Source organism: Pseudarthrobacter sp. 05T312, assembly GCF_056396685.1.
In genome coordinates, this window is the sequence record NZ_JBFTLY010000006.1 from 23,577 (window position 1) to 49,533 (window position 25,957).

The 25,957-nt window shown below is 67.0% G+C and carries 26 protein-coding genes; 14 read left to right on the forward strand and 12 right to left on the reverse strand.

Annotated features, from left to right (window positions below):
- Positions 1–34: 34 nt before the first annotated feature.
- Positions 35–949, reverse strand: coding sequence for an alpha/beta fold hydrolase (locus tag AC1DIP_RS10330; protein WP_477733668.1), 915 nt, complete (start codon positions 947–949; stop codon positions 35–37).
- 68 nt (positions 950–1,017) lie between these two features.
- On the opposite strand from AC1DIP_RS10330, the gene lysS reads away from it, so the two are divergent.
- The 10 genes from lysS to AC1DIP_RS10380 all read left to right on the forward strand — a co-directional run bounded on the left by lysS (position 1,018) and on the right by AC1DIP_RS10380 (position 11,638).
- The gene (lysS, locus tag AC1DIP_RS10335) at positions 1,018–2,556 is read left to right on the forward strand and encodes a lysine--tRNA ligase (protein WP_477733669.1); all 1,539 of its coding nucleotides are present in this window, start codon (positions 1,018–1,020) and stop codon (positions 2,554–2,556) included.
- 2 nt (positions 2,557–2,558) lie between these two features.
- Positions 2,559–2,735, forward strand: coding sequence for a hypothetical protein (locus tag AC1DIP_RS10340; RefSeq protein WP_476208555.1), 177 nt, complete (start codon positions 2,559–2,561; stop codon positions 2,733–2,735).
- Between the two features lie 140 nt (positions 2,736–2,875).
- Entirely contained in the window at positions 2,876–3,205 is a 330-nt protein-coding gene (locus AC1DIP_RS10345; RefSeq protein ID WP_477733670.1) for a histone-like nucleoid-structuring protein Lsr2, read from the forward strand.
- Positions 3,206–3,550: 345 nt separating this feature from the next.
- Complete coding sequence (locus AC1DIP_RS10350) at positions 3,551–6,043, forward strand: ATP-dependent Clp protease ATP-binding subunit (RefSeq protein ID WP_477733671.1); 2,493 nt, start codon at positions 3,551–3,553, stop codon at positions 6,041–6,043.
- A 120-nt stretch (positions 6,044–6,163) separates the two neighbouring features.
- Positions 6,164–8,284: a S9 family peptidase gene (locus tag AC1DIP_RS10355; protein ID WP_477733672.1), complete on the forward strand. Its 2,121-nt coding sequence runs from the start codon at positions 6,164–6,166 to the stop codon at positions 8,282–8,284.
- Positions 8,285–8,320: 36 nt separating this feature from the next.
- Positions 8,321–8,830 carry an amino-acid N-acetyltransferase gene (locus tag AC1DIP_RS10360; RefSeq protein WP_141158566.1) on the forward strand — a complete coding sequence of 170 codons (510 nt, stop codon included), beginning with the start codon at positions 8,321–8,323 and terminating at the stop codon, positions 8,828–8,830.
- A 252-nt stretch (positions 8,831–9,082) separates the two neighbouring features.
- Entirely contained in the window at positions 9,083–10,084 is a 1,002-nt protein-coding gene (gene dhaK / locus AC1DIP_RS10365) for a dihydroxyacetone kinase subunit DhaK (RefSeq protein ID WP_477733673.1), read from the forward strand.
- A gap of 2 nt (positions 10,085–10,086) precedes the next feature.
- Positions 10,087–10,719: a dihydroxyacetone kinase subunit DhaL gene (gene dhaL / locus AC1DIP_RS10370; RefSeq protein WP_476208563.1), complete on the forward strand. Its 633-nt coding sequence runs from the start codon at positions 10,087–10,089 to the stop codon at positions 10,717–10,719.
- Positions 10,716–11,429 carry a dihydroxyacetone kinase phosphoryl donor subunit DhaM gene (gene dhaM / locus AC1DIP_RS10375; protein WP_477733674.1) on the forward strand — a complete coding sequence of 238 codons (714 nt, stop codon included), beginning with the start codon at positions 10,716–10,718 and terminating at the stop codon, positions 11,427–11,429. The genes dhaL and dhaM overlap by 4 nt, the downstream gene beginning before the upstream one ends.
- Positions 11,430–11,464: 35 nt before the next feature.
- Entirely contained in the window at positions 11,465–11,638 is a 174-nt protein-coding gene (locus tag AC1DIP_RS10380) for a hypothetical protein (protein WP_477733675.1), read from the forward strand.
- Here the strand turns inward: AC1DIP_RS10380 and AC1DIP_RS10385 are convergent.
- Genes AC1DIP_RS10385 through AC1DIP_RS10395 form a run of 3 tightly spaced genes read right to left on the reverse strand, consistent with a single transcriptional unit; the run spans position 11,635 to position 13,477 of the window.
- Positions 11,635–12,138 (reverse strand): hypothetical protein, encoded by a 504-nt coding sequence (locus tag AC1DIP_RS10385; protein ID WP_477733676.1) that lies wholly within the window; start codon positions 12,136–12,138, stop codon positions 11,635–11,637. The genes AC1DIP_RS10380 and AC1DIP_RS10385 overlap by 4 nt on opposite strands.
- Positions 12,139–12,167: 29 nt before the next feature.
- Positions 12,168–12,599 carry a DUF3592 domain-containing protein gene (locus AC1DIP_RS10390; RefSeq protein WP_477733677.1) on the reverse strand — a complete coding sequence of 144 codons (432 nt, stop codon included), beginning with the start codon at positions 12,597–12,599 and terminating at the stop codon, positions 12,168–12,170.
- Between the two features lie 59 nt (positions 12,600–12,658).
- Positions 12,659–13,477 carry an HhH-GPD family protein gene (locus AC1DIP_RS10395; RefSeq protein ID WP_477733678.1) on the reverse strand — a complete coding sequence of 273 codons (819 nt, stop codon included), beginning with the start codon at positions 13,475–13,477 and terminating at the stop codon, positions 12,659–12,661.
- A 274-nt stretch (positions 13,478–13,751) separates the two neighbouring features.
- On the opposite strand from AC1DIP_RS10395, the gene AC1DIP_RS10400 reads away from it, so the two are divergent.
- Positions 13,752–14,435 carry a hypothetical protein gene (locus tag AC1DIP_RS10400; RefSeq protein WP_477733679.1) on the forward strand — a complete coding sequence of 228 codons (684 nt, stop codon included), beginning with the start codon at positions 13,752–13,754 and terminating at the stop codon, positions 14,433–14,435.
- A gap of 141 nt (positions 14,436–14,576) precedes the next feature.
- Here the strand turns inward: AC1DIP_RS10400 and disA are convergent, their stop codons facing one another.
- The 3 genes from disA to AC1DIP_RS10415 form a co-directional block, all read right to left on the reverse strand.
- Complete coding sequence (gene disA / locus AC1DIP_RS10405; RefSeq protein WP_141183018.1) at positions 14,577–15,653, reverse strand: DNA integrity scanning diadenylate cyclase DisA; 1,077 nt, start codon at positions 15,651–15,653, stop codon at positions 14,577–14,579.
- Between the two features lie 247 nt (positions 15,654–15,900).
- Positions 15,901–16,401, reverse strand: a complete 501-nt coding sequence (locus tag AC1DIP_RS10410) for a 2'-5' RNA ligase family protein (RefSeq protein ID WP_476208576.1) — start codon at positions 16,399–16,401, stop codon at positions 15,901–15,903.
- Positions 16,402–16,440: 39 nt separating this feature from the next.
- A complete protein-coding gene (locus AC1DIP_RS10415; protein ID WP_476208577.1) occupies positions 16,441–16,686 on the reverse strand; it encodes a hypothetical protein in 246 nt (81 codons plus the stop codon).
- Between the two features lie 195 nt (positions 16,687–16,881).
- Here AC1DIP_RS10415 and AC1DIP_RS10420 point away from each other — a divergent pair, with 195 nt between their 5' ends.
- Positions 16,882–18,495: a peptide chain release factor 3 gene (locus AC1DIP_RS10420; RefSeq protein WP_477733680.1), complete on the forward strand. Its 1,614-nt coding sequence runs from the start codon at positions 16,882–16,884 to the stop codon at positions 18,493–18,495.
- 7 nt (positions 18,496–18,502) lie between these two features.
- Positions 18,503–19,732, forward strand: coding sequence for a beta-ketoacyl-[acyl-carrier-protein] synthase family protein (locus AC1DIP_RS10425; RefSeq protein ID WP_477733681.1), 1,230 nt, complete (start codon positions 18,503–18,505; stop codon positions 19,730–19,732).
- Between the two features lie 53 nt (positions 19,733–19,785).
- Here the strand turns inward: AC1DIP_RS10425 and AC1DIP_RS10430 are convergent, their stop codons facing one another.
- On the reverse strand, positions 19,786–20,424 hold the full coding sequence (locus AC1DIP_RS10430; protein WP_476208582.1) for a DDE-type integrase/transposase/recombinase: 639 nt from the start codon (positions 20,422–20,424) through the stop codon (positions 19,786–19,788).
- A gap of 95 nt (positions 20,425–20,519) precedes the next feature.
- Positions 20,520–21,008, reverse strand: coding sequence for an NUDIX domain-containing protein (locus AC1DIP_RS10435; protein WP_476208583.1), 489 nt, complete (start codon positions 21,006–21,008; stop codon positions 20,520–20,522).
- Between the two features lie 120 nt (positions 21,009–21,128).
- Here AC1DIP_RS10435 and AC1DIP_RS10440 point away from each other — a divergent pair, with 120 nt between their 5' ends.
- On the forward strand, positions 21,129–21,368 hold the full coding sequence (locus tag AC1DIP_RS10440; protein WP_476208585.1) for a hypothetical protein: 240 nt from the start codon (positions 21,129–21,131) through the stop codon (positions 21,366–21,368).
- A gap of 51 nt (positions 21,369–21,419) precedes the next feature.
- On the opposite strand, the gene AC1DIP_RS10445 is transcribed toward AC1DIP_RS10440, so the two are convergent.
- The 3 genes from AC1DIP_RS10445 to AC1DIP_RS10455 form a co-directional block, all read right to left on the reverse strand.
- Entirely contained in the window at positions 21,420–22,976 is a 1,557-nt protein-coding gene (locus tag AC1DIP_RS10445) for a sensor histidine kinase (RefSeq protein ID WP_477733682.1), read from the reverse strand.
- A gap of 243 nt (positions 22,977–23,219) precedes the next feature.
- Complete coding sequence (gene radA / locus AC1DIP_RS10450) at positions 23,220–24,593, reverse strand: DNA repair protein RadA (protein WP_476208589.1); 1,374 nt, start codon at positions 24,591–24,593, stop codon at positions 23,220–23,222.
- 29 nt (positions 24,594–24,622) lie between these two features.
- On the reverse strand, positions 24,623–25,750 hold the full coding sequence (locus AC1DIP_RS10455) for an FUSC family protein (protein ID WP_476208591.1): 1,128 nt from the start codon (positions 25,748–25,750) through the stop codon (positions 24,623–24,625).
- Positions 25,751–25,957: the final 207 nt, after the last annotated feature.

The window sequence follows — 25,957 nt, forward strand, 5'->3', positions numbered from 1 at the left end:
GCAGGCATCCCGGACGCGGCTGCGCTCGCCGGGTTCAGCCGCGGCGAACGGGGATAGCGTCAGGAGTGTCCGGGCGGGGCTTCCCGTCCGGACCTTCGTCCTTGAAGTATGCCGAGATGTCCGTCACCAGTTCCTTCACGGCCGCTGGTATGGAGCCGTGGAAGCACTTGGGGGACAGCTGGTAGGTGCTCCCCGGCACAGCGGCGTGGAGCCGTTCCGCCGTCACCCTGTAATAGCTGGGGCTCTTTCCGCCTGCCATGAAGTGGGTTCCGGCGGGCAGCACGCTGAAGTCCCTGGCGTGGTCCTTTTCGTCGTACGCGGCCCTGAGCTCTCCCACGCCGCTGGGCATGACCTGCAGGAACATCCTGTTGACCTTGGTCCGCGACAACACCGCCATCAGGCCGGCCAGGACCGGTTCCGGGATCCTGGCCATGGCTGAACCCGGGCTGGTGGCCTTCTTCATGTGCGCCAGCGCGTGACCCACCCTGCCGTTGTTCACGGCGTCCTCGAATCCGTCCAGCCACGTGGTGTCGATGCTTCCGTCGATGTTCACCGCCGCGTCGTACACCGCGAGCTTGTCCGGGACGAACGCCGTCCCGGTGAACTCCTGCACGGCGTTCAGTGCCACTGCGCCGCCCAGGCTGTGGCCCAGGATGTTCCGGGTGCCAGTGGCTTTGAGTACAGTCCGAACGTCCTCGATCTCGGTGGCCATGGAATAGTCGGGCGGCTGCTCGGAGGAATTGCCACGGCCCCGGCGGTCATAGACGTCAACAGCCCAGCCGTCGCCCAGGCCCTTCGCCAGCGCAATGGAGAACGGCCGGTAGATCAGGGCGGTGAGGAACGCCCCACCGATCAGCAGCACCCGCTTTTCGCCCGGCGCGTCCCCGGTGCCGTAGCTGTACAAAGCCAGCCTGCCGCCGTCGTGCGTTGGAAGTACCCGTTCTTTCACCCGGCCATCCTAGGGTGCGAGCCTGCAGGGCAGCTGAAAGTCCCGGAAGCCAAATCCCGGTAAACTTGATGATTGTGACTTCCCAAAACACCCCCGCGCCCAAAAATGCCCCAGAGCCCGTCGATGCCAGCGAGCAGATGCGGATCCGCATGGAGAAGCGCGCCAAACTTCTTGAGCGCGGCACGGAGGCCTACCCCGTGGGAGTGGAACGCACGCACTCGCTCGCCGAGATCCGGGAGAAGTACGGCCACCTTGAGGCCGACGAGACCACGGGCGACACCGTGGGCGTTACCGGCCGCGTGGTCTTTGTCCGCAACACCGGAAAGCTCTGCTTCGCCACCCTGCAGGAAGGCGGCACGGACGGCAAGGGAACGCGCCTGCAGGCCATGCTGAGCCTGGCCAACGTGGGCGAGGAAGCGCTTGCCGACTGGAAAGCCCTGGTTGACCTGGGCGACCACGTGTTCATCAAGGGCGAGGTCATCTCCTCCCGCCGCGGCGAACTGTCCATCATGGCCGACTCCTGGTCCATGGCGTCCAAGGCCCTGCGCCCGCTGCCGGTGCTGCACGCGGACCTGAACGAGGAAACCCGCGTCCGCCAGCGCTACGTGGACCTGATGGTCCGCGACGAGGCCCGCGAAATGGTCTACACCCGCGCGGCCATCACCCGCTCCATCCGCGAAACGCTGTTCCGGCACCGCTACGTGGAAGTGGAAACGCCGATCCTGAACTTGGTCCACGGCGGCGCCCTTGCGCGTCCGTTCGAGACCCACATGAACGCCTTCGACCAGAAGATGACCTTGCGCATCGCCACCGAGCTGTACCTCAAGCGCGCAGTGGTGGGCGGCATCGACCGCGTGTACGACATGGGCCGGGTGTTCCGGAACGAGGGCGTGGACTCAACCCACAGCCCCGAGTTCACCACGCTCGAGTGCTACGAGGCCTGGGCGGACCAGTTCGTCATGGCCGAACGCATCAAGGAGATCATCCTCGACGCCGCGGACGCCGTGGGTGCCGGGCGCGTCCTGCAGACCGAAGCGGGGGAGATCAACCTCGACGGCGAGTGGACCTGGCTGGCCGTCTACCCCGGACTTTCCGACGCCGTTGGGCAGGAAATCACGCCGGACACCCCCGCCGAGGTGCTTCGGGAAATTGCGGCTAAGCACGAGGTCAAGGTTGATCCTAAGTGGGACGCCGAGAAGCTGGCTGTGGAGCTCTTCGGTGAGATCGTGGAGCCCACCCTGCTGAACCCCACCTTCGTCTACGACTACCCGCCGTCCGCGCAGCCGCTGGCCCGTCCCCACCGGGAGGACGGCCGGCTGATCGAAGCCTGGGACCTGATCATCGGCGGCATGGAACGCGGAACCGCGTTCTCCGAACTGATCGACCCCGTCATCCAGCGCGAACGGCTTACCGAACAGTCCCTGCACGCAGCTGCCGGCGACGTGGAGGCCATGCAGCTTGACGAGGACTTCCTGCGCGCCCTCGAATACGGTGCCCCGCCCATGGGCGGCATCGGCCTTGGCATCGACCGGCTGGTGATGCTCTTCACGGGCGCCGGCATCCGCGAAACCATCCTTTTCCCCCTGCTGAAGCCCGAGGGGCACTGACCATGGAATACGTCGCAGTCATTCTTCCCTCCCTGGTGGTGGGCCTGATCTTCTGGTTCGCCATGAAGGCGATCTTTAACGCGGACAAGGCCGAACGGCAGGCGGAAGCCCGCGCCCAAGCAGAAGCTGATTCGCTTGCCGTGCGGCCCACGGACGGCCAGGGTCCCGAATCAAAATAGCGAAAAACCCCCTACTTTCCTGCCTTTATCCCCAAGGAACCATTAGGCGCTTTGACGCGTTGCCAAGATAAGAGTCATACTTTTTTCGGGAAACATCCTGCTTTTCTGAAAACCGACTTTCCAGCAAGAGGAAGACTTTAATGGCACAGAAAGTAAACATCATCCTCGTTGATGATCTGGATGGGGGATCCGCAGACGAGAATGTGAAGTTTGGCCTCGATGGGGCCAACTATGAGATTGACCTGTCCGCAGCCAATGCCGCTGAACTTCGGTCTTCACTGGAGAGGTTCATCACTGCCGCACGCAAGGCATCCGGCGGCCGCGCCCAGCGGGCAAAAGCTGTTACGGGGGGCCGCAGCCACGATTCGGCGCAAATCCGGCAATGGGCCCGGGATAACGGATACACCGTTAACAGCCGCGGTCGAATTCAGGCCGAAATCCAGGAAGCCTACCAAAAGGCAAATTCCTAGGACGGGCTTTAGCTTCACCCAACCCCGCTGCCGCCGCAAGGCGCAGCGGGGTTTTTCAATTTGGGGGATATTGCCACCCGGCTCCGCTGGGCGGACTTGTCCATTAGGTGCAATTGGAGCGGTTGCCCTGGCTGGCCTCCCCGGGACTATTTGGCCGTTTGCGGGGACGCCCGCACAGGCCGGCACGGGATAATTCTTTGCACCGCCGGTGCGGCGCGGGCCACTGTGCGGGGACCGCAACAGTTATTCCCGCAAGGGGCGCGGTTTCCCCTGTGGCGAACACGCTCCACAACACAGGGGCGGCCACGTAGCATCAAAGTACGTCGTAGCTAGGAGTGTGGCGAAATGTTTGAGCGATTTACGGACCGTGCCCGTCGCGTAGTTGTGCTTGCCCAAGAAGAGGCACGCATGCTGAACCACAATTACATCGGTACCGAACACATCCTCTTGGGTCTGATCCATGAGGGTGAGGGCGTTGCCGCCAAAGCTCTTGAGTCCTTGAGCATTTCGCTCGACGGCGTTCGCGAGCAGGTGCAGGAGATCATCGGGCAGGGCCAGCAGGCTCCTTCCGGCCACATCCCCTTCACCCCCCGTGCCAAGAAGGTACTGGAGCTCTCGCTGCGCGAAGCCCTCCAGTTGGGCCACAACTACATCGGCACGGAGCACATCCTGCTCGGCCTCATCCGCGAGGGTGAGGGCGTTGCCGCCCAGGTTCTGGTCAAGCTTGGCGCCGACCTCAACCGGGTCCGCCAGCAGGTCATCCAGCTCCTCTCCGGCTACCAGGGCAAGGAAACCACCGGCGCAGGCGTCGGCGGTGGGCAGCCCGAGGGTGCGCCCGCCGGTTCCGTGGTCCTGGACCAGTTCGGCCGCAACCTGACCCAGGCTGCCCGCGAGAACAAGCTGGACCCGGTCATCGGCCGTGAGCAGGAAATGGAACGCGTCATGCAGGTCCTTTCCCGCCGCACCAAGAACAACCCGGTCCTCATCGGCGAGCCCGGCGTCGGCAAGACCGCCGTCGTCGAAGGCCTGGCCCAGGCGATCGTGCGGGGCGATGTTCCGGAGACCATCCGCGACAAGCAGCTGTACACCCTGGACCTCGGCTCCCTGGTGGCAGGCTCCCGCTACCGCGGTGACTTCGAAGAGCGCCTGAAGAAGGTCCTCAAGGAGATCCGCACCCGCGGCGACATCATCCTGTTCATCGACGAGATCCACACCCTGGTGGGTGCCGGTGCCGCCGAAGGCGCCATCGACGCAGCCTCGATCCTGAAGCCCATGCTGGCCCGCGGCGAGCTGCAGACCATCGGTGCCACCACGCTGGATGAGTACCGCAAGCACATCGAGAAGGACGCCGCGCTGGAGCGCCGCTTCCAGCCGATCCAGGTCAAGGAACCCTCCGTGGCGCACGCTATCGAGATTCTCAAGGGCCTGCGCGACCGCTACGAGGCACACCACCGCGTCACCATCACCGACGGCGCCCTGGCCTCCGCTGCCAGCCTGGCCGAGCGCTACATCTCGGACCGCTTCCTGCCGGACAAGGCGATCGACCTGATCGACGAAGCCGGTGCACGCCTGCGCATCCGCCGCATGACCGCTCCGCCGGAGCTCAAGGCCATGGACGAGCGCATCGCCAAGCTGAAGATGGAGAAGGAATCCGCCATCGACGCCCAGGACTTCGAAGGTGCAGCTTCGCTCCGCGACAAGGAGCAGAAGATGATCTCCGAGCGGTCGGAGAAGGAGCGGCACTGGAAGTCCGGCGGCATGGACGACATCTCCGAGGTGGATGAGGATCTCATCGCCGAGGTGCTGGCCAACTCCACCGGCATCCCCGTCTTCAAGCTGACCGAGGAAGAGTCCTCGCGCCTGCTCAAGATGGAAGACGAACTGCACAAGCGCGTCGTCGGCCAGGACGAGGCCATCAAGGCACTGTCCCAGGCCATCCGCCGTACCCGTGCAGGGCTCAAGGACCCCAAGCGCCCCGGTGGCTCGTTCATCTTCGCCGGCCCCACCGGCGTCGGCAAGACCGAGCTTGCCAAGGCCCTCGCGGAGTTCCTGTTCGGTGAAGAGGACGCCCTCATCACGCTGGACATGTCCGAGTACTCCGAGAAGCACACCGTTTCGCGGCTCTTCGGTGCCCCTCCGGGCTACGTGGGCTACGAGGAGGGTGGCCAGCTGACCGAGAAGGTCCGCCGCCGTCCGTTCTCCGTGGTGCTGTTCGACGAGGTTGAGAAGGCCCACGCGGACCTCTTCAACTCGCTGCTGCAGATCCTGGAAGACGGCCGCCTGACCGACTCCCAGGGCCGCGTGGTGGACTTCAAGAACACCGTGATCATCATGACCACCAACCTGGGTACCCGGGACATCTCCAAGAGCGTAGCCACCGGCTTCCAGTCCGGCACCGACACTCAGACCGGCTACAACCGCATGCGTGCCCGCGTCACGGAGGAACTCAAGCAGCACTTCCGCCCCGAGTTCCTGAACCGTGTTGACGACGTCGTGGTGTTCCCGCAGCTCACCCAGGACGAGATCATCGAGATCGTGGACCTGTTCGTGACCCGCCTGGAGAAGCGCCTCAAGGACAAGGACATGGGCATCGAGCTCACCAAGGCCGCAAAGGTGCTCCTGGCAACCCGCGGCTACGATCCCGCAATGGGTGCCCGGCCGCTGCGCCGCACCATCCAGCGCGAGATCGAGGACCAGCTCTCAGAGAAGATCCTCTTCGGCGAGATCCACAGCGGCGACATCGTCGTGGTGGATGTCGAAGGCGAAGGCGACGACGCGAAGTTCACCTTCGCCGGCAACGCCAAGCCGCGTATCCCGGAAATCGCCCCGAGCGTCTAAGTTCCACAACGAAAGCCCCGCTGCTCCCAGAAGGAGCGGCGGGGCTTTCGCTTTGCCCTCTGAAATCCCGCCAGTGGCTAGGGTTTGTGACGGCGGCCACAAACCGTGTTGAATCGGGGCATGGCTAATCAGAATCCGGCGATCCCGGACGAGCAACCACTGACCCCCTTCCACGACCTCGACCACTACCTGGCCATCCCGCGGGTAAGCGGCCTGGCCCTGAGCCCCGACGGCACCCGCCTGGTCACTACCGTCGCCACCCTGAACGGCAAGGGCACCGAATTTGCCAGCGCGCTGTGGGAACTGGACCCGGCCGGGCAGAAGCACGCCCGGCGCATCACCCGCAGCGCCAAGGGCGAGGCCGGTGCGGCGTTCGCTGCGAACGGCGATGTCTACTTCACATCTGCGCGGCCCGATCCGGACAGCCCCGATGACGAGCCGGTCAATGCCCTGTGGCTCCTGCCGGCAGACGGCGGGGAAGCGAGGGTGGTCCTCAGCCGGCCCGGCGGCGTCGGCAAGGTGATGACCGCCAGGAACGCCGATGCCGCGTTCGTGGCGGCCGAGGTACTGGCAGGGTCCGCGGACGAGGAGGACGATGCCGAACGGCGCAAATCCCGCAAGGACCGGAAGGTCTCGGCCATCCTGCACAGCGAGTACCCGGTGCGCTATTGGGACGCCGACCTGGGCCCCGGCCAGCCGCGGATCTTCGCCGTGGAAACGGGCCAGGAGCAGGAGCACGGGAAGCCCACAACCGTTGACGCCACTGCGCCCCTGGTCCTGCGCAACCTCACGCCCGAGGCCGGCCCCCGGTTGAGGGAAGCTGAGACAGTTGTCAGTCCGGACGGGAAGACCGTCTACAGCAGCTATGCCAAACCCCTCGCCAAGGCGGACAGCCGCTCCGTCCTGGTGGCGGTGGATGTGGCATCGGGCAGCCTCAAGGTGCTCCTGGACCAGGACGGTATGAGCTATTTCCCGGGTCCGGTCAGCCCGGACGGCAAGACCCTGGTGGTGATCAGTGAAAGCGACTCCACCCCGCAGCAGGCTCCAGAGGTCAGGATGCACCTCTTGGACGTCTCCGGGGGAGCAGGGGAGCCCGGCGGCCTCCGGCCCCTTGCCCACGACTGGGACCGCTGGCCCAGGCCGGCAGCCTGGCTTCCGGACGGATCCGCCCTCCTGGTCACAGCGGACGACGACGGCGCGTCGCCGGTTTTCCGGGTCAGCGTTCCGGCGGCTGCCGCTGAGGTGGGTGTCGCCCGGGTGACGCAGGACGCTGCGGCCTACTCCGACATCGTGGTCTCGCCGGAGGGCCGGTATGCCTACGCCCTGCGCAGCTCCTATGAATTCCCGCCCGAAGCCGTCCGGATCGACGTGGCCACCGGGGAAACCACCCGCCTGCCTGTACCGGCAGAACGGCCGTCCCGCCCGGGCCGGCTGGAGCGGATCGCCGCCACGGCTCCGGACGGTTCCCGGGTGCCTGCCTACCTTGCCCTTCCCGAGGGTGCGTCGGCAGAGGCGCCCGCGCCGATGCTGCTCTGGATCCACGGTGGTCCCCTGGGATCCTGGAACGCCTGGACCTGGCGGTGGAACCCGTGGCTCCTGGCCGCAAAGGGCTACGCGGTGCTGCTCCCGGACCCGGCATTGTCGACGGGCTACGGCCAGGCCTACATCCAGCGCGGCTGGGGCGCCTGGGGCAAGGCGCCGTTCACCGACCTCATGGCCGTCACGGACGCTGCAGTGGAACGGCCGGACATCGATGAGGCCCGGACCGCTGCGATGGGAGGCTCCTTCGGCGGGTACATGGCCAACTGGGTGGCGGGCAACACGGACCGGTTCAAGGCCGTGGTCACCCACGCCAGCCTGTGGGCGCTGGACCAGTTTGGCCCCACCACGGACGCCTCGCAGTACTGGTTGAAGGAAATGACCGAAGGGATGGCGCTGGAAAACTCACCGCACCTGCACGCGGAGAAGATCAGTTCGCCCACGCTGGTGATCCATGGCGACAAGGATTACCGCGTGCCCATCGGGGAAGGCCTGCGGCTCTGGTACGAGCTCCTGTCCAAGTCCCGGCTGGCAGCGGACCAGGACGGGCAGACCCCGCACCGGTTCCTCTACTTCCCGGACGAAAACCACTGGATCCTCCAGCCCCAGCACGCCAAGGTCTGGTACCAGGTGGTGGAGTGGTTCCTGGCGAAAAACGTCCTGGGCCAGGAGCTCGATCTGCCGGCCGAACTGGGGCTGTAGGCTCCCGGCCGTTCCTGCGCCTCGTAGGATTGCCTAGTGACCGACTCCTTCCATATCCGCCCAGCACGCACCAGCGACGTCCACGCCATCAAGAAGCTTGTGGCTCCCCTGGCCGAGGAGCGCATCCTCATGGCGAAGGAGACGGTGGCGTACTACGAGAGCCTGCAGGAGTTCCGCATCGCCGAGTCCAGCGACGGCGAAATGATCGGCTGCGGGGCCCTGCACGTCATGTGGGAGGACCTCGCCGAGATCCGCACCCTTGCCGCGTCCGGGCAATGGCGCGGCAAAGGGGTGGGACACGTCCTGGTGGAAAGCCTGCTGGAGGAGGCCCGGGCCCTCGGGGTGTCCCGGGTCTTCTGCCTGACCTTCGAGGTGGACTTCTTCAAGCGCCACGGCTTTGAGGTGATGGCGGACCAGTCCGCGGTGGACCCGGAAGTGTATTCGGAGCTCCTGCGTTCACATGACGAAGGTGTGGCCGAATTCCTCGACCTGGCACGCGTCAAGCCCAACACCCTTGGCAACACCCGGATGATCCGCACCCTCTAGGAAGCAGCGCCCTTCCACCAGGGGAAACGCCTGTTTGCTTTATTCGAATTGATGGATAAACTTCTGGAGGCCGGTATGTGGGGGGCCTCAGGAAAGGGACAGTCATTGGGGGCTGTCCCTTTGCTGCGTCCCGGCCCGGTCGGCCCCTGACGGACGCCCGGAAAACCGGGGGCGGAGGAACCTACCGCCAGCCGCGATGCCGGTAGTAGGGTCGGAGACACATCCTTCAGGAGCACAGCCAGGAGCACCGCCATGAAGAAACTCATCAACGATCCAAAATCCGTTGTCCAGGAATCTGTGCAGGGCTTCGGCCTGGCGCATGCCGGACTGGTCACCGTCAGCGAAGACCCCATCTACATCACGCGCAACGACGCGCCAGTGGCCGGCAAGGTGGGGCTGGTTTCAGGCGGCGGCAGCGGGCACGAGCCGCTGCATGCCGGATACGTGGGCCGGGGAATGCTCGACGCCGCCGTGCCCGGGGCTGTGTTCACCTCACCTACCCCGGACCAGATCCTTCCCGCCACCCTCGCCGTCAACTCAGGTGCCGGCGTCGTGCATATCGTCAAGAACTACACCGGGGACGTCCTGAATTTCGAGACGGCGGCCGAGCTGGCCGAGGCTGAAGGGGTAAGCATCCGGACCGTACTGGTCAACGACGATGTCGCGGTGGAGGACTCCCTGTACACCGCCGGCCGCCGCGGGGTGGGCGGCACTGTCCTCGTGGAGAAGATTGCCGGAGCTGCCGCCGAGCGTGGCGACGATCTGGACGCCGTGGCCGCCATCGGCGAACGGGTCAACGCCAACGTCAGGACCATGGGCGTCGCGCTGTCGGCCTGCACGGTGCCGCACGCGGGCACGCCAAGTTTCGACCTCGCCGACGACGAGATCGAGATCGGGATCGGAATCCACGGCGAACCCGGCAGGCACCGGATCCCCATGGAAGACGCCGACAGCATCACCAACCGCCTGCTGGAACCCGTGCTGGCCGACCTCAAGATCAGTTCCGGGGACAAGGTCCTGCTTTTCGTCAACGGCATGGGCGGCACACCGCTGAGCGAGCTGTACATCGTGTACCGGCGGGCGGTGCAGGTACTGGCTGACGCGGGCGCCACCGTGGAACGGACGCTCGTGGGCAACTACATCACCGCACTGGAGATGCAGGGCTGTTCCATCTCGGTCCTCCGGCTCGACGACGAGCTCACGGAACTCTGGGACGCTCCCGTGCACACCGCCGCCCTGCGCTGGGGCGTGTAGCCGTGGTGCTGGATGCCAACTGGGCCGTGAAGTGGCTGACGCTGTGCGCACAGGCCATGGCTGAACACCGCGTCGAACTCATCGAGCTCGACCGCGCCATCGGGGACTCCGACCACGGCGAGAACATGGACCGCGGCTTCCAGGCGGTCCTTGCCAAACTGGGTGAATCGACGCCGGAGACCCCGGGGGCCGCGCTGAAGATGACCGCCATGACCCTGATGTCGAAGGTGGGCGGGGCCGCCGGCCCCCTTTATGGGACCGCGTTCCTTCGCGCTGCCACCTCCCTGGGTGATTCCGCAGAGATTGATGCATCCGCCTGGGCGGGCGCCCTGGAAGCCGCCCGGGACGGGATCGTGGCGCGCGGCAAGGCGGAGTCCGGGGACAAGACCATGGTGGATGCGTGGACGCCGGCAGTTGATGCTGCCAGGGCCGCTGCGGACGGCGGCAGCACGGACGTCTTGGGCGTGTTGGTCGCGGCCGCCGAGGCTGCCGAGGCAGGAGCGGTGGCCACAGACCCCATGGTGGCGCGGAAGGGCCGAGCCAGCTACCTTGGCGAACGCAGCGCGGGCCACCGGGACCCCGGGGCAGCCTCCAGCGCTTTGATCCTGCGCGCGGCCGTTGGGGCAGCTGCGTGACCGTAAGCATCGTGGTGGTGTCCCATAGCGAAAAGATTGCCGACGGCGCCGTGGAGCTTGCCGCCCAAATGGCGCCGGACGTGATGATCCTGGCAGCGGGGGGCACCGACGACGGCAGGATCGGCACCAGCCTGGAGAGGGTCCTCGCCGCCCTGGAAGGAGCCAGCGGGCAGTCGGGTGGGGCCGGCGCGGAGGGCACCGTGGTGCTGACGGACCTCGGATCGGCAGTGATGACCGCGGAATCGGCCCTCGAGTTCCTGGAGAATCCCGCTGGCGTCCTGCTTGCCGACGCGCCGCTGGTGGAGGGACTGGTGGCCGCGGCCGTCGCCGCGCAGGGAGGCGCGGACGTGCAGGCGGTCCGGAAGGCGGCCGAAGAAGCGGGGAGCCCCGCCAACCAGCCGGCACCGGCCGACGGCGGAACGGAGCACCTGGAAGCTACCGCCAGCGCCGCCCCTGACTTCACGGGGGATTTTGAACTGGTCAACCAGGCCGGCATGCACGCCCGGCCCGCTGCGAAGATGGCGGGAGGCCTGGCATCCCTTGACGCGGAGGTCACCATCAACGGGGTGGACGGAGCGTCCATGACCGGCTTGATGACGCTCGGGGCAGGCAAGGGTACGGTGCTGCACGTCGAAGCGTGGGGCGCCGACGCGGAAAGGGCCGTGGAGTACGTCGGGGGCCTGGTGGAGGCCGGCTTCGGCGAGCCCTGAACCGCCAGACGGTTCCTGCGAATAAGCTCGATGCCATGGAACGGCCGCTTGCAGAAAACTCCCAGGAAATCGAAGTGCTGGACGGCCAGGCCTCCGTGGAGGAACTGCTCGCCGAACTCGGCTTCGACTGGAGCGCCGGGCCGGTGGCCGGAGGACCGCTGCCCGGTAACCCGGAGGGCGATAACTTCACCCAGCCGGCGCTCTTCTAGCCCCGCGGCTTTTGGGGGGCCGGCTGCTGGTGCAGCCCGCCGCCATCCAGCGTGAGCGATGCCGACAGGAACTTCCCGCACTGCCCACCGAACGGATACAACGCCTGCGGGCGGAACTCCAGGGTCCTGACAGGAAGCGTGGTCCCGTCGGATGCCGTGCCGGAAGCGGTGACCTCCATGGCTGATTCCGTCAGCGTCTCAAGCATCAGCGCTGCGATCTTGGTGCCGTCGGGAGATGCGGTGGCCGAGCACGCACCCTCTTCGGTGCACCCCTGGTCGACGGAGGAGCTGCCGGGGCGCAGTTCGACGTCGGCCTCCTTGCAGGTGCCGTCCTGGCAGGCCTGCAGGTGGAGCGCCGTCACCCTCGGCGCGTATTCGGCGGTGACAGTCAGGGCCACGGCGGTCGCTTGGGCAATCGCGGGGCAGGCGGTGCCGGTGGGCCCGCAACCGGACACGAGGGCCGCCGCCACCATCGCCACCAGCAGCCCGGGCTTGTGCATGCCTTCAGGCTACCGCGCCCGCGGGACACTCAGCCCAGCGGGAAAATTCCGATGAACCAGAACGACGCCACCGCGAAGACGGCGAAAAACGCGATCAGGCAGCCCATGGCTGTACGCGGTTCCGATGACACCTGGAGTGACTCATTGGGATCCGCCGCGTTGTAGGCCACCTCGATCAGCGAACCCGGCACAGGCGGTTCCACCCCGGAGATTTCCGACTTGCCCATGAAGAGGGTTCCGCGCGGGTCCGTGAACTGGTACGTGGGGAAGTGGCGGAGGTTCCGGCTGGCGCCGCCAATGCCGCTGGTCCAGCCAGTAGCGCTGCCGGTGACGGTGGCCTGGGCCTTCGGCCAGGACGCCATCTGTTGTTGCTGGCGCCTGGTCCTGCGCGCCGCGAAGAGCAGCGAAAATATCGCGCCGGCAACGAACACTGCCCACACGATGTACAGAATGGTCTTCATGTTTCCCCCGGTTCCGGTCACCAAGAAGTATGCCATCCCGGGCGGGCACCCCCGGCGGGTCAGGCTGGAAGCTGGTAACCGCCGTCGTGCATCTCTGCCAGCCCGTCCGCCAGCAGCCCCGCCAGCGCCCGCTCCAGCTGTTCCGGCGCGGAGTTGAGCCGGTGCAGCGCGGCCAGCGGCACCCCGATTCCTTCCGGGGCGAAGCCAAGGTCGGCGGGTTCACGCTGGAACATGTCCGGCGGCACCGGCGATTCCGCCAGCCGGAGCACGGCCAGCAGGGCACCGCGGACCTGGCGGTCGGTGCCGTGCCAGGCCTGCCCCTTGGGAACGTACGACGGCGGTGGCTCACCCGCCGCCAACCACGCGCAGGAGTCCTTGACCGGGCAGGCGGCACACTTGGGCGCCCGGGCCGTGCACACCAAAGCCCCGAGCTCCATGACCGCGGCGTTCCAGCGCACGGAGGTTTCGTCGTCGTCCGGCAACAGGGCAGCGGCGAGCCGCATCTCGGCCGCCGTCAGCGCCGGGGCGGGCAGCGCGGTGCCGGACACCAGCCGGGCGTGCACCCTGCGGATGTTGGTGTCCACCACCGTTTCCCGGCGGCCGTACGCGAACGCCGCCACTGCGGCGGCGGTGTAGCTGCCCACCCCGGGAAGGGCCAGCAGTTCGGCGTGGGTGTCCGGGACCCTGCCGCCGTGGTCCTGCACGATTGCCGTCGCCGCGGCGTGCAGCCGAAGCGCCCGGCGCGGGTAACCCAGCCGGCCCCACGAGCGGACGGCTTCGCCGGCAGTTTCGCCCGCGAGTCCGGCGGGGGTGGGCCAGCGCCTGAGCCACTCGTGCCACACAGGGAGGACCCGGACCACCGGGGTTTGCTGCAGCATGATTTCGCTGACCAGGACGCCCCACGGGGAGCAGCCGGGTTCACGCCAAGGCAAATCGCGGGCAATGCCGGCGAACCACTCGTTGATCCGGGGGTGGAGCAGGTCGAGTTCTGCATTGTCCGCCCGGGCAGGGGTGATGGGGGAGGTTTGAGTGTCGATGCCAACACTGTAGTGGATGGGTTCGGGCGGGCGGCAAACCGGTTGTGACCAGAGCGATGCGGATGCGGCGGCGTGGTGGCAGTGCAGATCCGGTGGGTTTCCCTAGCCTAGGAGGATGGGCAGGCAAGGCAATTCATCAGCGCGCGGCACCGCAGCGGGTTCCAGCAGCGTCCGGAAACCGAGTGCCGCCGTGTACCGGCGGCGGCGCCTGGTGGTTGGCGGTGCGCTCCTGCTGGCGATCGTGCTGGTGGTCAGCGGTTTCGCGCTGGCCGGTGCCTTCCGCGGCGGTTCGCAGCAGGCCTCGTCCACCCAGCCTTCCTCCACCGATTCCGCCGCCGCGGCTGCCCCTGCAGCTTCGGCAACGGCATCTCCGTCCGCCACACCGACGCCCACTGCGGCGGCCACCCCCACCTGCAACCAGAACCTGGTGACCGTCACGGCCGCCACCGACAAGCCCGCCTACGGCCCGGGCGAAAACCCGCTACTCACCCTGAAAGTGACCAACGGCGGCACCGTCCCCTGCGAGGTCAACATCGGAACCTCACAGATGGAGTTCCTGGTGACCAGCGGCGCTGACCGGATCTTCTCTTCGAAGGACTGCCAGGCCTCGAGCGAGGACCTGGTGAAGGTGATTGCGCCGGGCGCCAGTGAGACCGCCAACTTCCCATGGGGCAGGAACCGCAGCGCCGACGGCTGCAAAGCCGTGGCCGCGGCGCCCGGTGGCGGCGGGGCGTATTACATCTTCACCGCGAAACTCGGTTCGCGGGCCAGTCCCAAGGCCGTCTTCCAGCTGAACTGAGCTGCCTCTTCATCGATTGCTCCGTAACTGCCGTTTTCAGCGCTCAAAACGGCGCTTGGGCCCACGCCGGCGAGGGCCCCGGCCCGAGCTTGCGAGGGCTGGGAGCCGGTGGGGAGCAATCGATGGGTGTTATCCGGGTTTCTAGAGGAAGCGGTCCAGGAGGCTGGCCTCTGCCATGCGGCTGAGGCCTTCGCGGACAGTGCGGGCGCGCTGGTCGCCGATCCCGTCGACGGTCATGAGGTCGTCGATGGTGGCGGCCATCAGGAACTGCAGGCCACCGAAATGGTCCACCAGGCGGTCGGCCACGGCCTTGGGAACTGCCTTCAGGCCGGACAGCAGCCGGTAGCCGCGGGGCTGGACCACTGCGTCGAGGTTGGCTTCCCCGCCTGCGAAACCAACGATCGCCGCGATCTTGCCCAGGTCGATCAGTTCCGTGGGGCCAAGGTTGACCAGTTCGTGGACGGCTTTGTCGATGTCATCCGCGGAGGCGTTGGGGCTGGCGTAGTCGCGGATGATCACGTCGCTGCCGGGACCCCTTCCCACGGTGAGTTCGTCGAGCTGGAGGGAGAGGAGCCGGCCGTCCTCGCCCAGTTCCAGGACATACTGTGAAATTTCCTCTGAGATGCGGCGGACCATTTCCTGCCGCTGAAGGGTGACGGCAACGTCCCGCACTGTCACCATCGCCTCTATTTCCAGCGCGGACAGCGAACTGGTGACCTGGTCGAGCCGGGCGCGGTACCGCTCCAGGGTGGCGAGGGCCTGGTTGGCGCGGGCCAGGACGTTCTCCGAGCCCTCCAGGACGTGCCTCAAGCCGTTGACGTACAGGGCGATGATCTGCATGGACTGGCTGACGGAGATGACGGGGACTCCGGTCTGCTTGGCCACCCGTTCCGCGGTGCGGTGGCGGGTGCCTGACTCCTGGGTTTCGATGCTTGAGTCCGGAACCAGTTGGACGGCTGCCCGCAGGATATTGCCGGCGTCCTTGTCGCAGATGATGGCACCGTCCATCTTCGCCAGTTCCCGCAGGCGGGTGGGAGAAAACTCAATGCCGATATCGAAGCCGCCTGAGCAAATGGAATCGATGGTGCGGTCGGAGCCCAGGACGATCAGGGCGCCGGTGCGCCCGCGGAGGATCCGTTCCAGGCCGTCGCGGAGGGGGGTTCCGGGTGCAACCCGGCCCAGAGTGGCCCTCAGCGATTCTTCGGGGCTCCGCGCCATAGGTGTTTCCCTTCAAAGGTGCGGACCGCCGCCCGCAGGAATGCCGGCATCTGCAGTTGTCCGGCAGGACCAAAAAGTGCTCTGGTTCCCGCAAGCTCAATGATAGGGGTAAGAAGCCCAAGTTCCGCACGGACAAGCCCCAAAGTGCCTCATTAGGGGGTGGGCCGGACGACAGGGAAAGTGCGGTCTGGACCCCGCACCCGGAGGGTACTTTTCACTGTTTCCGGCGCGCAGGTGCTACGTCCGCTCAGGCGGGCCCAGCCAGCGGCGCCACCGTTTTAGTGCTGCTGTCCCACAGCCGGGCCGCCGCGCATCGGCCACCGATCCGCAGGTCCAGCAGGTCCATGGCCATTCCCAGCTGGTGGCCCGGTATGCGGCGGGAGATGGTGACGTGCGGTGTCCAGGCGCCCGGCAGGGTCAGCGGCTGCGCACCGGAAAGACCCTGGTGCAGGCGCCGGTGCAGGTCCAGCAGGGGAGCGGTCGGCAGGACCGCGCGTGCCAGCACATATTTGCCCGGACCGGCCGGAAAAACGAAGGCGCCGGAGAACGCTATGTCCAGGGGCAGTGCCGCCCAGGGCCCTTCCTGGCTGGACTCCAGGTCCATGCCTGCGGCCATCGTGACGTGCGGGCTGTTGCTGGGGGAGGTGTGCGCGGCCAGGCTTGGGAGGCCGGCGGCCTCGAGCCTTGCCCAATCGGCCCGGATGAGGGCGTCGGTGCTGTCATCAAAGACCAGTTCGATGCTGCGCATAAGCACATCATGCCGGTCCTGCGGGGTGGCCGGTAAATGTCAGCGCTTGCGGTCCCGGAGCATCCGCTCCAAATCCCGGCTGACCTTTGAGAGGGACGCCGCCCGCAGCGCTTTGTGCTCGGCCGCCGTCTGGACGCCCCGTTTTCGCTGCGGGGCCGACGGGAGGGCAGCGGCGGGCCCCTGAGTGGCCGCACCAACAGTACCCGCACCCACGGGGCCCGCGGCCAGATTGGTGGCGAGCGGATCGAAGAAGGGGTTGCCCGGGAATATGGCGCCATGCATCATGCGCCCCAAGCTAACGGCCCGGCATTTCGAGGCTTTGAACGTCCGGTTTCGCCCGCGTTAAGCGCAGCCGGTACCGGTTTGCGGGCCTGCGATAAACTTGTACTTTGGCCGTTTGCCAATGACATTCCCGCCCTTGAGCCGCAGTGCAGAACCCGAAAGGCCCTGGGCAGCCACAACCGCAGCGAAAGTAGCACCGTGTCCCAAGATGTCCTGACCCCCGCCCGGATCTCCGAGATTCACAAGGAGGCGGGCCGCCGCAGGACCTTCGCCGTCATTTCCCACCCCGACGCCGGTAAGTCCACGCTGACGGAGGCGCTGGCCCTGCACGCGAAGGTGATCGGTACCGCGGGCGCCTCCAGCGGTAAGGCCAACCGCAAGGAAACGGTCTCGGACTGGATGCAGATGGAGAAGGACCGCGGTATCTCCATCAGCTCCGCCGCACTGCAGTTCTCCTACCGGGACACTGTCATCAACCTGCTTGACACCCCCGGCCACGCCGACTTCTCGGAAGACACCTACCGCGTGCTCGCCGCCGTCGACTGCGCCGTCATGCTGGTGGACGCCGCCAAGGGCCTGGAAACCCAGACCATGAAGCTCTTCGAGGTCTGCAAGCAGCGGAACCTGCCCATCATCACCGTCATCAACAAATGGGACCGGCCCGGCCTGGACGCCCTGGCCCTGATGGACGAAATCACTGAACGCACCGGCCTGCAGCCCATGCCGCTGACCTGGGCCGTGGGCATCTCCGGCGACTTCCGCGGCGTCTGGGACCTCCGCAACGACCGCTTCGCCCGGTTCCAGCGCAACAACGCCGGAGCCCAGATCGCCATCACCGAGTACTTCAGCCCCGAGGAAGCAGCCGAAGACCAGGGCAGCAACTGGTCCGACGCCGTCGACGAAGCAGGCCTGGTGATCGAGTCCAACCTTGACTTCGACGTCGAGGCCTTCCACGGCGGAAAGGCCACCCCCATCCTGTTCAGCTCGGCAGCGCTGAACTTCGGCGTGAAGGAACTGCTCGACGCACTGGTGGACTTTGCCCCGCCGGCCGCGCCCCGCCCGGACATCGACGGCAACCCGCGACCGGTTGAATCGCCGTTCTCCGGCTTCGTGTTCAAGGTGCAGGCGGGCATGAACAAGGCACACCGCGACCACGTGGCCTTCATCCGCGTGTGCTCCGGCGTCTTCGAGCGCGGCATGGTGGTCACCCAGACCCGCACCGGCAAGTCCTTCGCCACCAAGTACGCCCAGCAGGTGTTCGGCCGCGAACGTGAAGTCATCGACGAGGCCTACCCCGGGGACGTGGTGGGGCTGGTCAACGCCTCCTCGCTGCGCGTCGGCGACAGCCTTTTCCTGGAGAACCCGGTGGAATTCCCGGCCATCCCGCTGTTCGCGCCCGAACACTTCCAGGTGGCCCGGTCCAAGGACCCCAGCAAGTTCAAGCAGTTCCGCCGCGGCATCGAGCAGCTCGAGCACGAGGGCGTCATCCAGCTGCTCCGCTCCGACCTCCGCGGAGACCAGGCGCCGGTGCTTGCCGCCGTCGGGCCCATGCAGTTCGAGGTGGTGGAGGACCGGATGGCGCATGACTTCAGCGCCCCCATGCGGCTGGAGCGCCTGCCCTACTCGCTGGCCAGGATTTCGACGGCGGATGCCATGCCCGCGCTGGCAAACGTGCCGGGCGCTGAGGTGCTTTTGCGGTCCGACGGCGAATACCTCGCCTTGTTCAACGACGTCTGGGCGCTCCGCCGGATCGAGAAGAACCACCCTGACCTAACGCTGCTGACCATCGGCACGCACAACCCGGCGAAGTAAGGCACTTGTGGAAACTCCTGCACCCCGCGCCGTAGTCACCGGCGCCGGAACCATCAACCCCCTTGGGTCCACGGTCAAGGAAACCTGGGAAGCCCTGCTTGACGGCCGCTCCGGAATCACCGCGCTGGACCAGGACTGGGCGGAACAGCTGCCGGTCCAGATGGCCGGCCAAATCACCACCGACCTCTCGGAGCACCTCAGCACCCGCGAAATGAAGCGGATGGACCGCTGCGGCCAGCTTGCCCTGGTTGCTGCCCGGGAGGCCTGGACCCAGGCGGGCAGCCCCGACGTGGACCCCGAACGGTTCGCGGTGGTGATCGGGTCAGCTTACGGCGGACTGGGTTCCACCATCGAGCAGGACCGGACACTGAACCAGTCAGGTCCGCGCAAGGTGTCGCCCCATATCCTGACCCGGCTGATGGTGAACGGCCCGGCCGCGTGGGTGTCCATCGACCTTGGCGCGCGCGGCGGCGCCCGGACGCCTGTCAGCGCCTGCGCCTCCGGGGCCGAGGCGATTGTCCAGGCAGCCGAGCTGATCCGCTCCGGCGCCGCCGACGTCGTGATTGCCGGCGGTGTGGACGCCTCCGTCAACGACCTGGTGATCAGCGGCTTCGCCCAGATCCGGGCCCTGTCCACCCGCTCGGATGACCCGCAGCGGGCCTCGCGCCCGTTCGACGGCGGCCGGGACGGCTTTGTGCTCGCCGAGGGCGCCGGGGTGGTGGTGCTGGAGAGTGAGGAGCACGCCCGTGCCCGCGGCGCCGCCGTCCTTGGGGCCGTGGCCGGCGGAGCGGTTACCTCAGATGCCAACGACATCGTGGCCGCAGATCCCGCCATGCAGCGCCGCGTCATGCAGAAGGCCCTGGATGCGGCAGGCATGCAGCCGGCGGACATTGGCTTCGTGCACGCACACGCCACGTCCACCCCGGTGGGCGACCGGCTGGAAGGCCAGGCGATCAATGCCGTCTTCGGCGCCTCCGTGCCGGTGACGTCCACGAAGGGGCACACCGGACACCTGCTGGGCGGCGCCGGTGCGCTGGCCGCCGTCGTGGTCCTCGAAGCCCTGCGCACCGGACAGCTGCCAGGGACGCTGAACGTGGAGTCGCTGGACCCGGAAGTGGACCTCAACGTCGTAACCGGAAACTCCCTGGCCCTGGCTGCCGGATCCCCGCGAGCCGGCCTGGTCAACGCGTTCGGTTTTGGCGGCCACAGTGTTGCCCTGGTGCTCGCCGGCGCCTAGGCAAACACCGAAAACGCCTGAACGGTGCGCGATCGCCGGAACGGCGGTATATATCAAGCTGTCTGTGACAGCGGGGTGGTTTTGTGGTTGATGCCGGCCTGAGAGGGCACAGCTGGTGCGGTGGGTTTGTTGCGGTATCTCTGCGGATGGCGTGCATAGATCGCGTCGAGGGTGGCTTGCCGTTGTAGGCGTGCTTGGTTCCCGCGCCCTTTGTGGACGAGGTCCGGGGTGTAGTAGTTCAAACCGCTGTGGCGGTGGTTGGCGTTGTAGTTGGCGAAGCAAGCCGCCATGTAGTCCCGGGCGTGCTGGATGTCGCGGAAGCGGCGCGGAAAGTCCAGGTCGTATTTCACGGTCTTGAACAGTGATTCGGAGTAGGGATTGTCGTCCGAGACCCTTGGCCGGGAGTAGGACAGAGTGATGCCCAGGGACTGGGCCAGCTGAAGGGTGCTGCCGGCCCTCATGGGTGCCCCGTTATCGGCATGAAGCACCTCTGGGCGCTGCCGGTTCGCGGTGACCGCGTCGTTGATCAGTGCCGCGGCCAGGGACGCGGTTTCGGTGTGTTCGACCCGGTGCCCAACGACCTTGCGGGAGAACACGTCCAACATCGTGTAGAGCCGGTAGGTGTGTTTCCCCGGGCCGTGGAGCATCGTGATGTCCCAGCTCCACAGCTGATTCGGGGCGGTGGCGTGCACGACCGGTTTGGCTCGTTTGGGACCGGTTGCCGTGCGTTGTTCGCGGCGGTCGCCGTTCTAGCCGCCGCCCCTGCCTGGCTTGGCAGGCAGGCCTGCTACCTGCCTGCCAAGCCCTCAACCAGTGCATCGAGGATAGGCAGCTGGCCCTTCACGAGCTTGGTCCGGGCCTCCTGCGCCGGGAACCAGCGGGCGTCGTCAATTTCGGGATAGTGCTGGATTTTGCCGGACCCCTTGGGCCATTCCAGCGGGAACGTGTTGCTGGTGATCACCTCAGGGGAGAACCCGGCCTCGGCGGCATAGGCCGTAACGAGCTTTCCCGAGGACTGCCGGAACTCGCCCAGCAGCCGGTAGTCGGCCTCCGGGGCCGCGGTCCCCATCTCCTCTGCAAACTCCCGCAGCGCTGCGGCCAGCGGATCCTCGCCGTCGGCATACTCACCCTTGGGAATGGACCAGGCGTGCGTGTCCTTGCGGGCCCAAAAGGGGCCGCCCATGTGGGCGATCCACACCTGCAACCCATTCCGGGCGCCCTCGGGGGTGGCGGGGTCCTGCTGGTACAACAGGATGCCTGCGCTTCGAATGGGCATTGGGTCTCCGGATCTTCAGAAAAGTGCAGTTGCCGTCCGCCGTTAACGTGGAGTTCACGGCGCTGCTCTAGGTTATTCCTTCAGGCACTCTGCCAGGCACTCCGCTCGAAGGGAGCACTCGTGGCCAACATTGCTGAGGTTTTGGGACGACTCACGGCGGAAGAAGTGGAGGAGCTCCGCAGCCTTGGCCCCCAGGGCCACCTGCCGCGGCATCTGGTGGATGCGCTGGACCGCGCGGCCGGGGGAACAGGCTCTGGCCGGGGGTACTACGTGGCAAACGGCAACGTCAGCGCCACCGGCGGCCCACTGCTGGTGCTGCGCAGCGACGTTTCCAGTTGGCTGGCCGGCGCCGCGTCCTGACTTGCCTGCCTGCAACCCTTTGCCGGCTCCGGCGGGCAGGGTTCCGGGCCGCTAGGCGTGCGGCAGGATGAACGTTGCCGTGGTGCCCACACCGGGCTCGCTGTCCAGGCTGATGGAACCCCCGTGGCCTTCAACGATGGTCTTGCTGACGGGCAGTCCCAGGCCGGCGCCCGGGATGGCGGTTTCGCGTGACCGCGCCGAACGGAAGAACTTGGTGAACGCCTGTTCCTGCTCTTCAGCCGTCATCCCCAGCCCGGTATCGGTGATGGAGCAGGCCATGCCCGAGTCGGTGCTGACGGCACGGGCCGTGATGATGCCACCGTTGGGGGAGTACTTGATGGCATTCGAGAGCAGGTTCCGGAACACCTGGCTGATCCGCTGCGGGTCCACCCTGGCAGGGAGCGGCTCCTCCGCTTCAAGCACCAGCTGGAGCCCGTTGCCGGCGGCCTTGGGCTGGGCGGCATCAACCTCGAGTGCCAGCAGCCGGGCCAGGTCCGCCTCCTCAAGCGAAAGGTCAACCCGCTCCGAAGCCACGGCGATGAGGTCATTGACCAGGCTCAGCAGGTGCTCCGCGTTCCGGCGCACCACCTGGAGCTCCTCCCTGATGTCCTCGTGATCGGGTTCGTCCAGGACCAGTTCCAGGTAGCCCAGAATGGAGGTCAACGGTGTCCGCAGCTCGTGCGAGACAGTGGCAACAAAGTCGTCCTTGGCCGCCAGGGCACTCACCAGGGTGGTGACGTCCACAAAGGTGATGACCGCGCCGGCTTCCTGGCCCCCGGCCGGCGGGAAACCGTGCGAGCTCACGGAATAGGCATGCTGCCGTTCCGGAGGGCCGGCCCAATACAGCTCATCCGCAAAGGCGTCCCCTTCCGCGGCCCGGGCTGCAGGAAGAAGGGCCGGCGGTACGGGGGTGCAGCGGTCCGCCATCAGCAGGCCCGGCGCACCGGCAGGATCCACGACGCCGGCCAGGGCAGGGTCCGTGCGCATGGCCTTGTTTGCCAGCACGGTGCGGCCCCGGGCGTCCACCACCCACACGCCCACGCCCACGGCCTTCAGTACGGCGTCGAGCAGGCCCTGCCGGCGGATGCTTTCGTCCAGGGTGCGGGCCAGGTCCTGCTCATTCTGGACAATCCGCGCGCGGTGCCGGCGGATGGTGGTGGCCACCACGTGGGCGCTGACCGCGACGACGGTCATCACCAGCGGGAGGATGAGGACACGGATCATTGATCCGCCCGCCGGCACCGAGCCCTGGAGGACGGAGGGGGCCACCGTACTGAGGACGGTCCCCGCAATGGCCAGAACGGGCATGAACGGCCGGACCTGCGCCGAAAGCCAAATGACGGGGAAGAGCAGCGTCAAGCTCAGGACACTGAAGGCCGGGCCTCCCGCCTCACGCGTGAACCCGATGGCCAGGCAGTCCAGGAGCGGAATAACGGCAAACGCGCTGGCCGGGAGCCTGCCCCACGGGACGGCCACGCAGGCCGCGGCGATGGCCACATGGAACAGCAGGGCCGCCATGAACAGGTTGCTGGCCAGCGTCTCCGGGCTGAAGGCAGCAGCGGCAAGCACCACCAGCCCAACAGTCACCGAGACCGGCAGCTGGCACACGGCTACGCGTTTGCGCGCACTGAGGCCCCCCAAAAGACCATCCAGACGGTCCGATACAACAGGCTGCATGGGCGCCCTTCGTGCGTGGCCGGCAGCGTCTGCGGCGCCCTGCTGTTCCTGGATTACCAAGCTTCCCCCAGCACAGAAATCAACGACCTCCGTCTGCCTGAAGGTTCTGCACTTAGAGTACCTGCCAGGAACGCGGGCAGCCGCCAGGGCCGCAAGCCGGACGGACCCCGGCTGCTAGCCGATCAACAGGCTGAGCGCCTCCGTGAGGTGCTCCACTTCCCGTACCGAGAATCCGGCCGGCACTGGCCCGGGCCCGGTGTGGCTGGCAGGCACCACGGCGTGCGTGAAGCCCAGCCGGTGGGCCTCCTGGATGCGCTGGTTGATCCCCGGAACGGGCCGGACCTCGCCGGCCAGGCCTACCTCGCCAAAGGCAATCAGGCGGATGGGCAACGGCTTGCGGGCCTTGGCAGAGGCCACCGCAAGGGCCACGGCAAGGTCCGTGGCCGGTTCACTGAGCTTCACCCCGCCCACGGTGGCAACGTAGGAGTCATCCTTGTGCAGCAGAGTGCCCGCACGCTGCTGCAGCACGGCCAGCAGCATGGACACCCGCGAGCTGTCCAGGCCGCTGGTGGCCCGGCGCGGCTGCGAGTTGGGGCTCTCGGCGAGCAGCGACTGCACCTCCGCCAGCAGGGGACGGCGGCCCTCCATGGTGACCGTGATGCAGGTCCCGGACACCGGGTCCTTGGTGCGGCTGACGAACAGGCCGGACGGATCGGCCAGGCCCTCGATGCCGTTCTCATTGAGGTCGAAGCACCCGACGTCGTCGGTGGGCCCGTACCTGTTCTTCACTGCACGCAGGAGCCGCAGCCGGGAGTGCCGCTCACCCTCGAACTGGCACACCACGTCCACCAGGTGTTCCAGCAGGCGGGGCCCGGCGATGGAACCGTCCTTGGTGACATGCCCAACCAGCAGCGTGGTCATGTTCCGCCGTTTGGCTGCAGCAATGATCGAGGCCGCCACCTCGCGCACCTGGGACACGCCTCCCGCGCTCCCGTCGACGTCGGCGCTGCTGAGGGTCTGCACGGAGTCCACGATCAGCAGCCGCGGCTCGATCTTTTCCACCTGGCCCAGGGCTTGCCCGAGGTCCGTCTCCGCCGACAAGTACAGGGATTCGGCGACGGCGTCGATCCGCTCGGCGCGCAGCTTCACCTGGGCAGCCGACTCTTCGCCGGTCACGTACAGGACATCCTGGGCAGTCCGGGCAAACTTGGCGGCCACGTCCAGCAGCAGCGTGGATTTTCCGACGCCGGGTTCGCCTGCCAGCAGGATGACGGCGCCCGGAACCAGGCCGCCGCCCAGTACCCGGTCCAGTTCGTCCACGCCGGTGGGCAGGAAAGCCGCCGTGGTGGCGTCGACATCGGCAATCCGGCGCGCCGGCTCCACGACTGTCGTAGCAGCGGTCGTCCGCGCCACGGCCGTGCCCGTTTCCTCAACCGTGCCCCAGGCCTGGCACTCGCCGCAGCGGCCCACCCACTTGGCGGTGGTCCAGCCGCATTCGGCGCATTTGTACGCGGGCGCCTTGGACGCCCGGGATGTCTTTGTTGCCATGCCTTCAACCCTACTGGCGGGCACTGACACTACAACGCGGGCAGGACGTCCCTGGCCTCGGCGGCGTCCATGCCGGTGGCTTCCAGCAGGTCCACCATCAGCGGCCGGAACAGCATGACCACGGTTTCGCCTTCCAGCCGCTGGACCTCCAGCAGCTTCGGATGCAGGCGAAGGGCGATCTCGCTCAGGTCCCGACGGGCAGTGCGCAGGTGGGCGCGGCGGACTCCTTCGTGCGTTTCCGCGAGCCCCAGCGACAGCTCGTCGATGGCGGCGGCCGTCTCCTGGAGCACGCCGGCGATGCTGTCCGTCGCCTCGTCCGAGAGCGCCGTGTGGTTGATGGCGCTGGTCAGCCGCCGGGCGAACACCCGGCTGTTCCTCAGGGCAAGGTCGATGAAATCCAGGGACTGCTTCAGCCTGTCCAGTTCATCGCGGTGCCGGCGGTAGGCGGGGGCCAGGGTGGCCACCTCGCCGGACGCGCGCAGGGACTGGCGCATGGCATCAACGAGGGGCTGGCAGTTCCGGCCGCGGATCAGGGCGTGCCAGGCCTGCGTGGAGTCACTGTTGGCCAGCGCCCCGGCACATTCCCGCAGTACCTCCGCCAGTTCATGCAGCAGCTTCTGCACATCCCGGCGCGGCTCCTGGCGGGGATCCTTGGGCACCAGGATGGTCACCAGCAAGGCGAACATGCCGCCCACCACCGCATCGATACTGCGGGTGAACGGGCCACCGGAGGGTGCCGGGAGCAGCACCACCAGCAGCGACTGCAGCGCCAGCTGGGTGGTGAAGATGTTTCCGCTGTCCAGGAACCGGGCCAGCAGGATGGAAAAGAGGAGCACGACGGCGGCCACCCAGATGTCGCCGCCAAGCCAATGCAGGAGCAGATCACCGACCACTATGCCCAGGGTGCAGCCCAGGCCTACTTCCATCACCCGACGCAACCGGGGTTCCCGGGAAAACCCCAGAGCGATCAGGGACGAGGTGGCGGCGAAGAGCGGCCCGGTGTGGCCCAGGATGTACTCCGCGAAGGCGTACGCGCCCACGGCGCAGACGGTCATCTGGATGGCAGGGACAAACGAGTTGCGGCTGCGGATCAGCCCGGTCCGGACCCGGCTGCGCAGGAACCGCTTGGTTGATGAGAGTCCTGCTGGGATGGCCATGGGTCCAATACTATTCAGTGCCGCTCCGCCGCCCTGCGCAGGTGCACTACGGCCGCGCATGTGATCTGCGCAATGGTGACCCGGCATTTGTCAGCCAAAATCCCGCCGTCGTTAATCCTCCGTTCACTTTGGACAGCCCATCCCGTTACCTGCGGCCCATAACTTACTTGAAGGTACAAAACGTACGCATCGCGCAGCAGGGTTCTC

Coding starts and splice junctions, on each gene's coding strand:
- lysS (WP_477733669.1), top strand. CDS start 1,018: ATGATTGTGACTTCCCAAAACACCCCCGCGCCCAAAAATGCCCCAGAG.
- AC1DIP_RS10340 (WP_476208555.1), top strand. CDS start 2,559: ATGGAATACGTCGCAGTCATTCTTCCCTCCCTGGTGGTGGGCCTGATC.
- AC1DIP_RS10345 (WP_477733670.1), top strand. CDS start 2,876: ATGGCACAGAAAGTAAACATCATCCTCGTTGATGATCTGGATGGGGGA.
- AC1DIP_RS10350 (WP_477733671.1), top strand. CDS start 3,551: ATGTTTGAGCGATTTACGGACCGTGCCCGTCGCGTAGTTGTGCTTGCC.
- AC1DIP_RS10355 (WP_477733672.1), top strand. CDS start 6,164: ATGGCTAATCAGAATCCGGCGATCCCGGACGAGCAACCACTGACCCCC.
- dhaK (WP_477733673.1), top strand. CDS start 9,083: ATGAAGAAACTCATCAACGATCCAAAATCCGTTGTCCAGGAATCTGTG.
- AC1DIP_RS10380 (WP_477733675.1), top strand. CDS start 11,465: ATGGAACGGCCGCTTGCAGAAAACTCCCAGGAAATCGAAGTGCTGGAC.
- AC1DIP_RS10385 (WP_477733676.1), bottom strand. CDS start 12,138: ATGCACAAGCCCGGGCTGCTGGTGGCGATGGTGGCGGCGGCCCTCGTG.
- AC1DIP_RS10390 (WP_477733677.1), bottom strand. CDS start 12,599: ATGAAGACCATTCTGTACATCGTGTGGGCAGTGTTCGTTGCCGGCGCG.
- AC1DIP_RS10395 (WP_477733678.1), bottom strand. CDS start 13,477: ATGCTGCAGCAAACCCCGGTGGTCCGGGTCCTCCCTGTGTGGCACGAG.
- AC1DIP_RS10400 (WP_477733679.1), top strand. CDS start 13,752: ATGGGCAGGCAAGGCAATTCATCAGCGCGCGGCACCGCAGCGGGTTCC.
- disA (WP_141183018.1), bottom strand. CDS start 15,653: ATGGCGCGGAGCCCCGAAGAATCGCTGAGGGCCACTCTGGGCCGGGTT.
- AC1DIP_RS10410 (WP_476208576.1), bottom strand. CDS start 16,401: ATGCGCAGCATCGAACTGGTCTTTGATGACAGCACCGACGCCCTCATC.
- AC1DIP_RS10415 (WP_476208577.1), bottom strand. CDS start 16,686: ATGATGCATGGCGCCATATTCCCGGGCAACCCCTTCTTCGATCCGCTC.
- AC1DIP_RS10435 (WP_476208583.1), bottom strand. CDS start 21,008: ATGCCCATTCGAAGCGCAGGCATCCTGTTGTACCAGCAGGACCCCGCC.
- radA (WP_476208589.1), bottom strand. CDS start 24,593: ATGGCAACAAAGACATCCCGGGCGTCCAAGGCGCCCGCGTACAAATGC.
- AC1DIP_RS10455 (WP_476208591.1), bottom strand. CDS start 25,750: ATGGCCATCCCAGCAGGACTCTCATCAACCAAGCGGTTCCTGCGCAGC.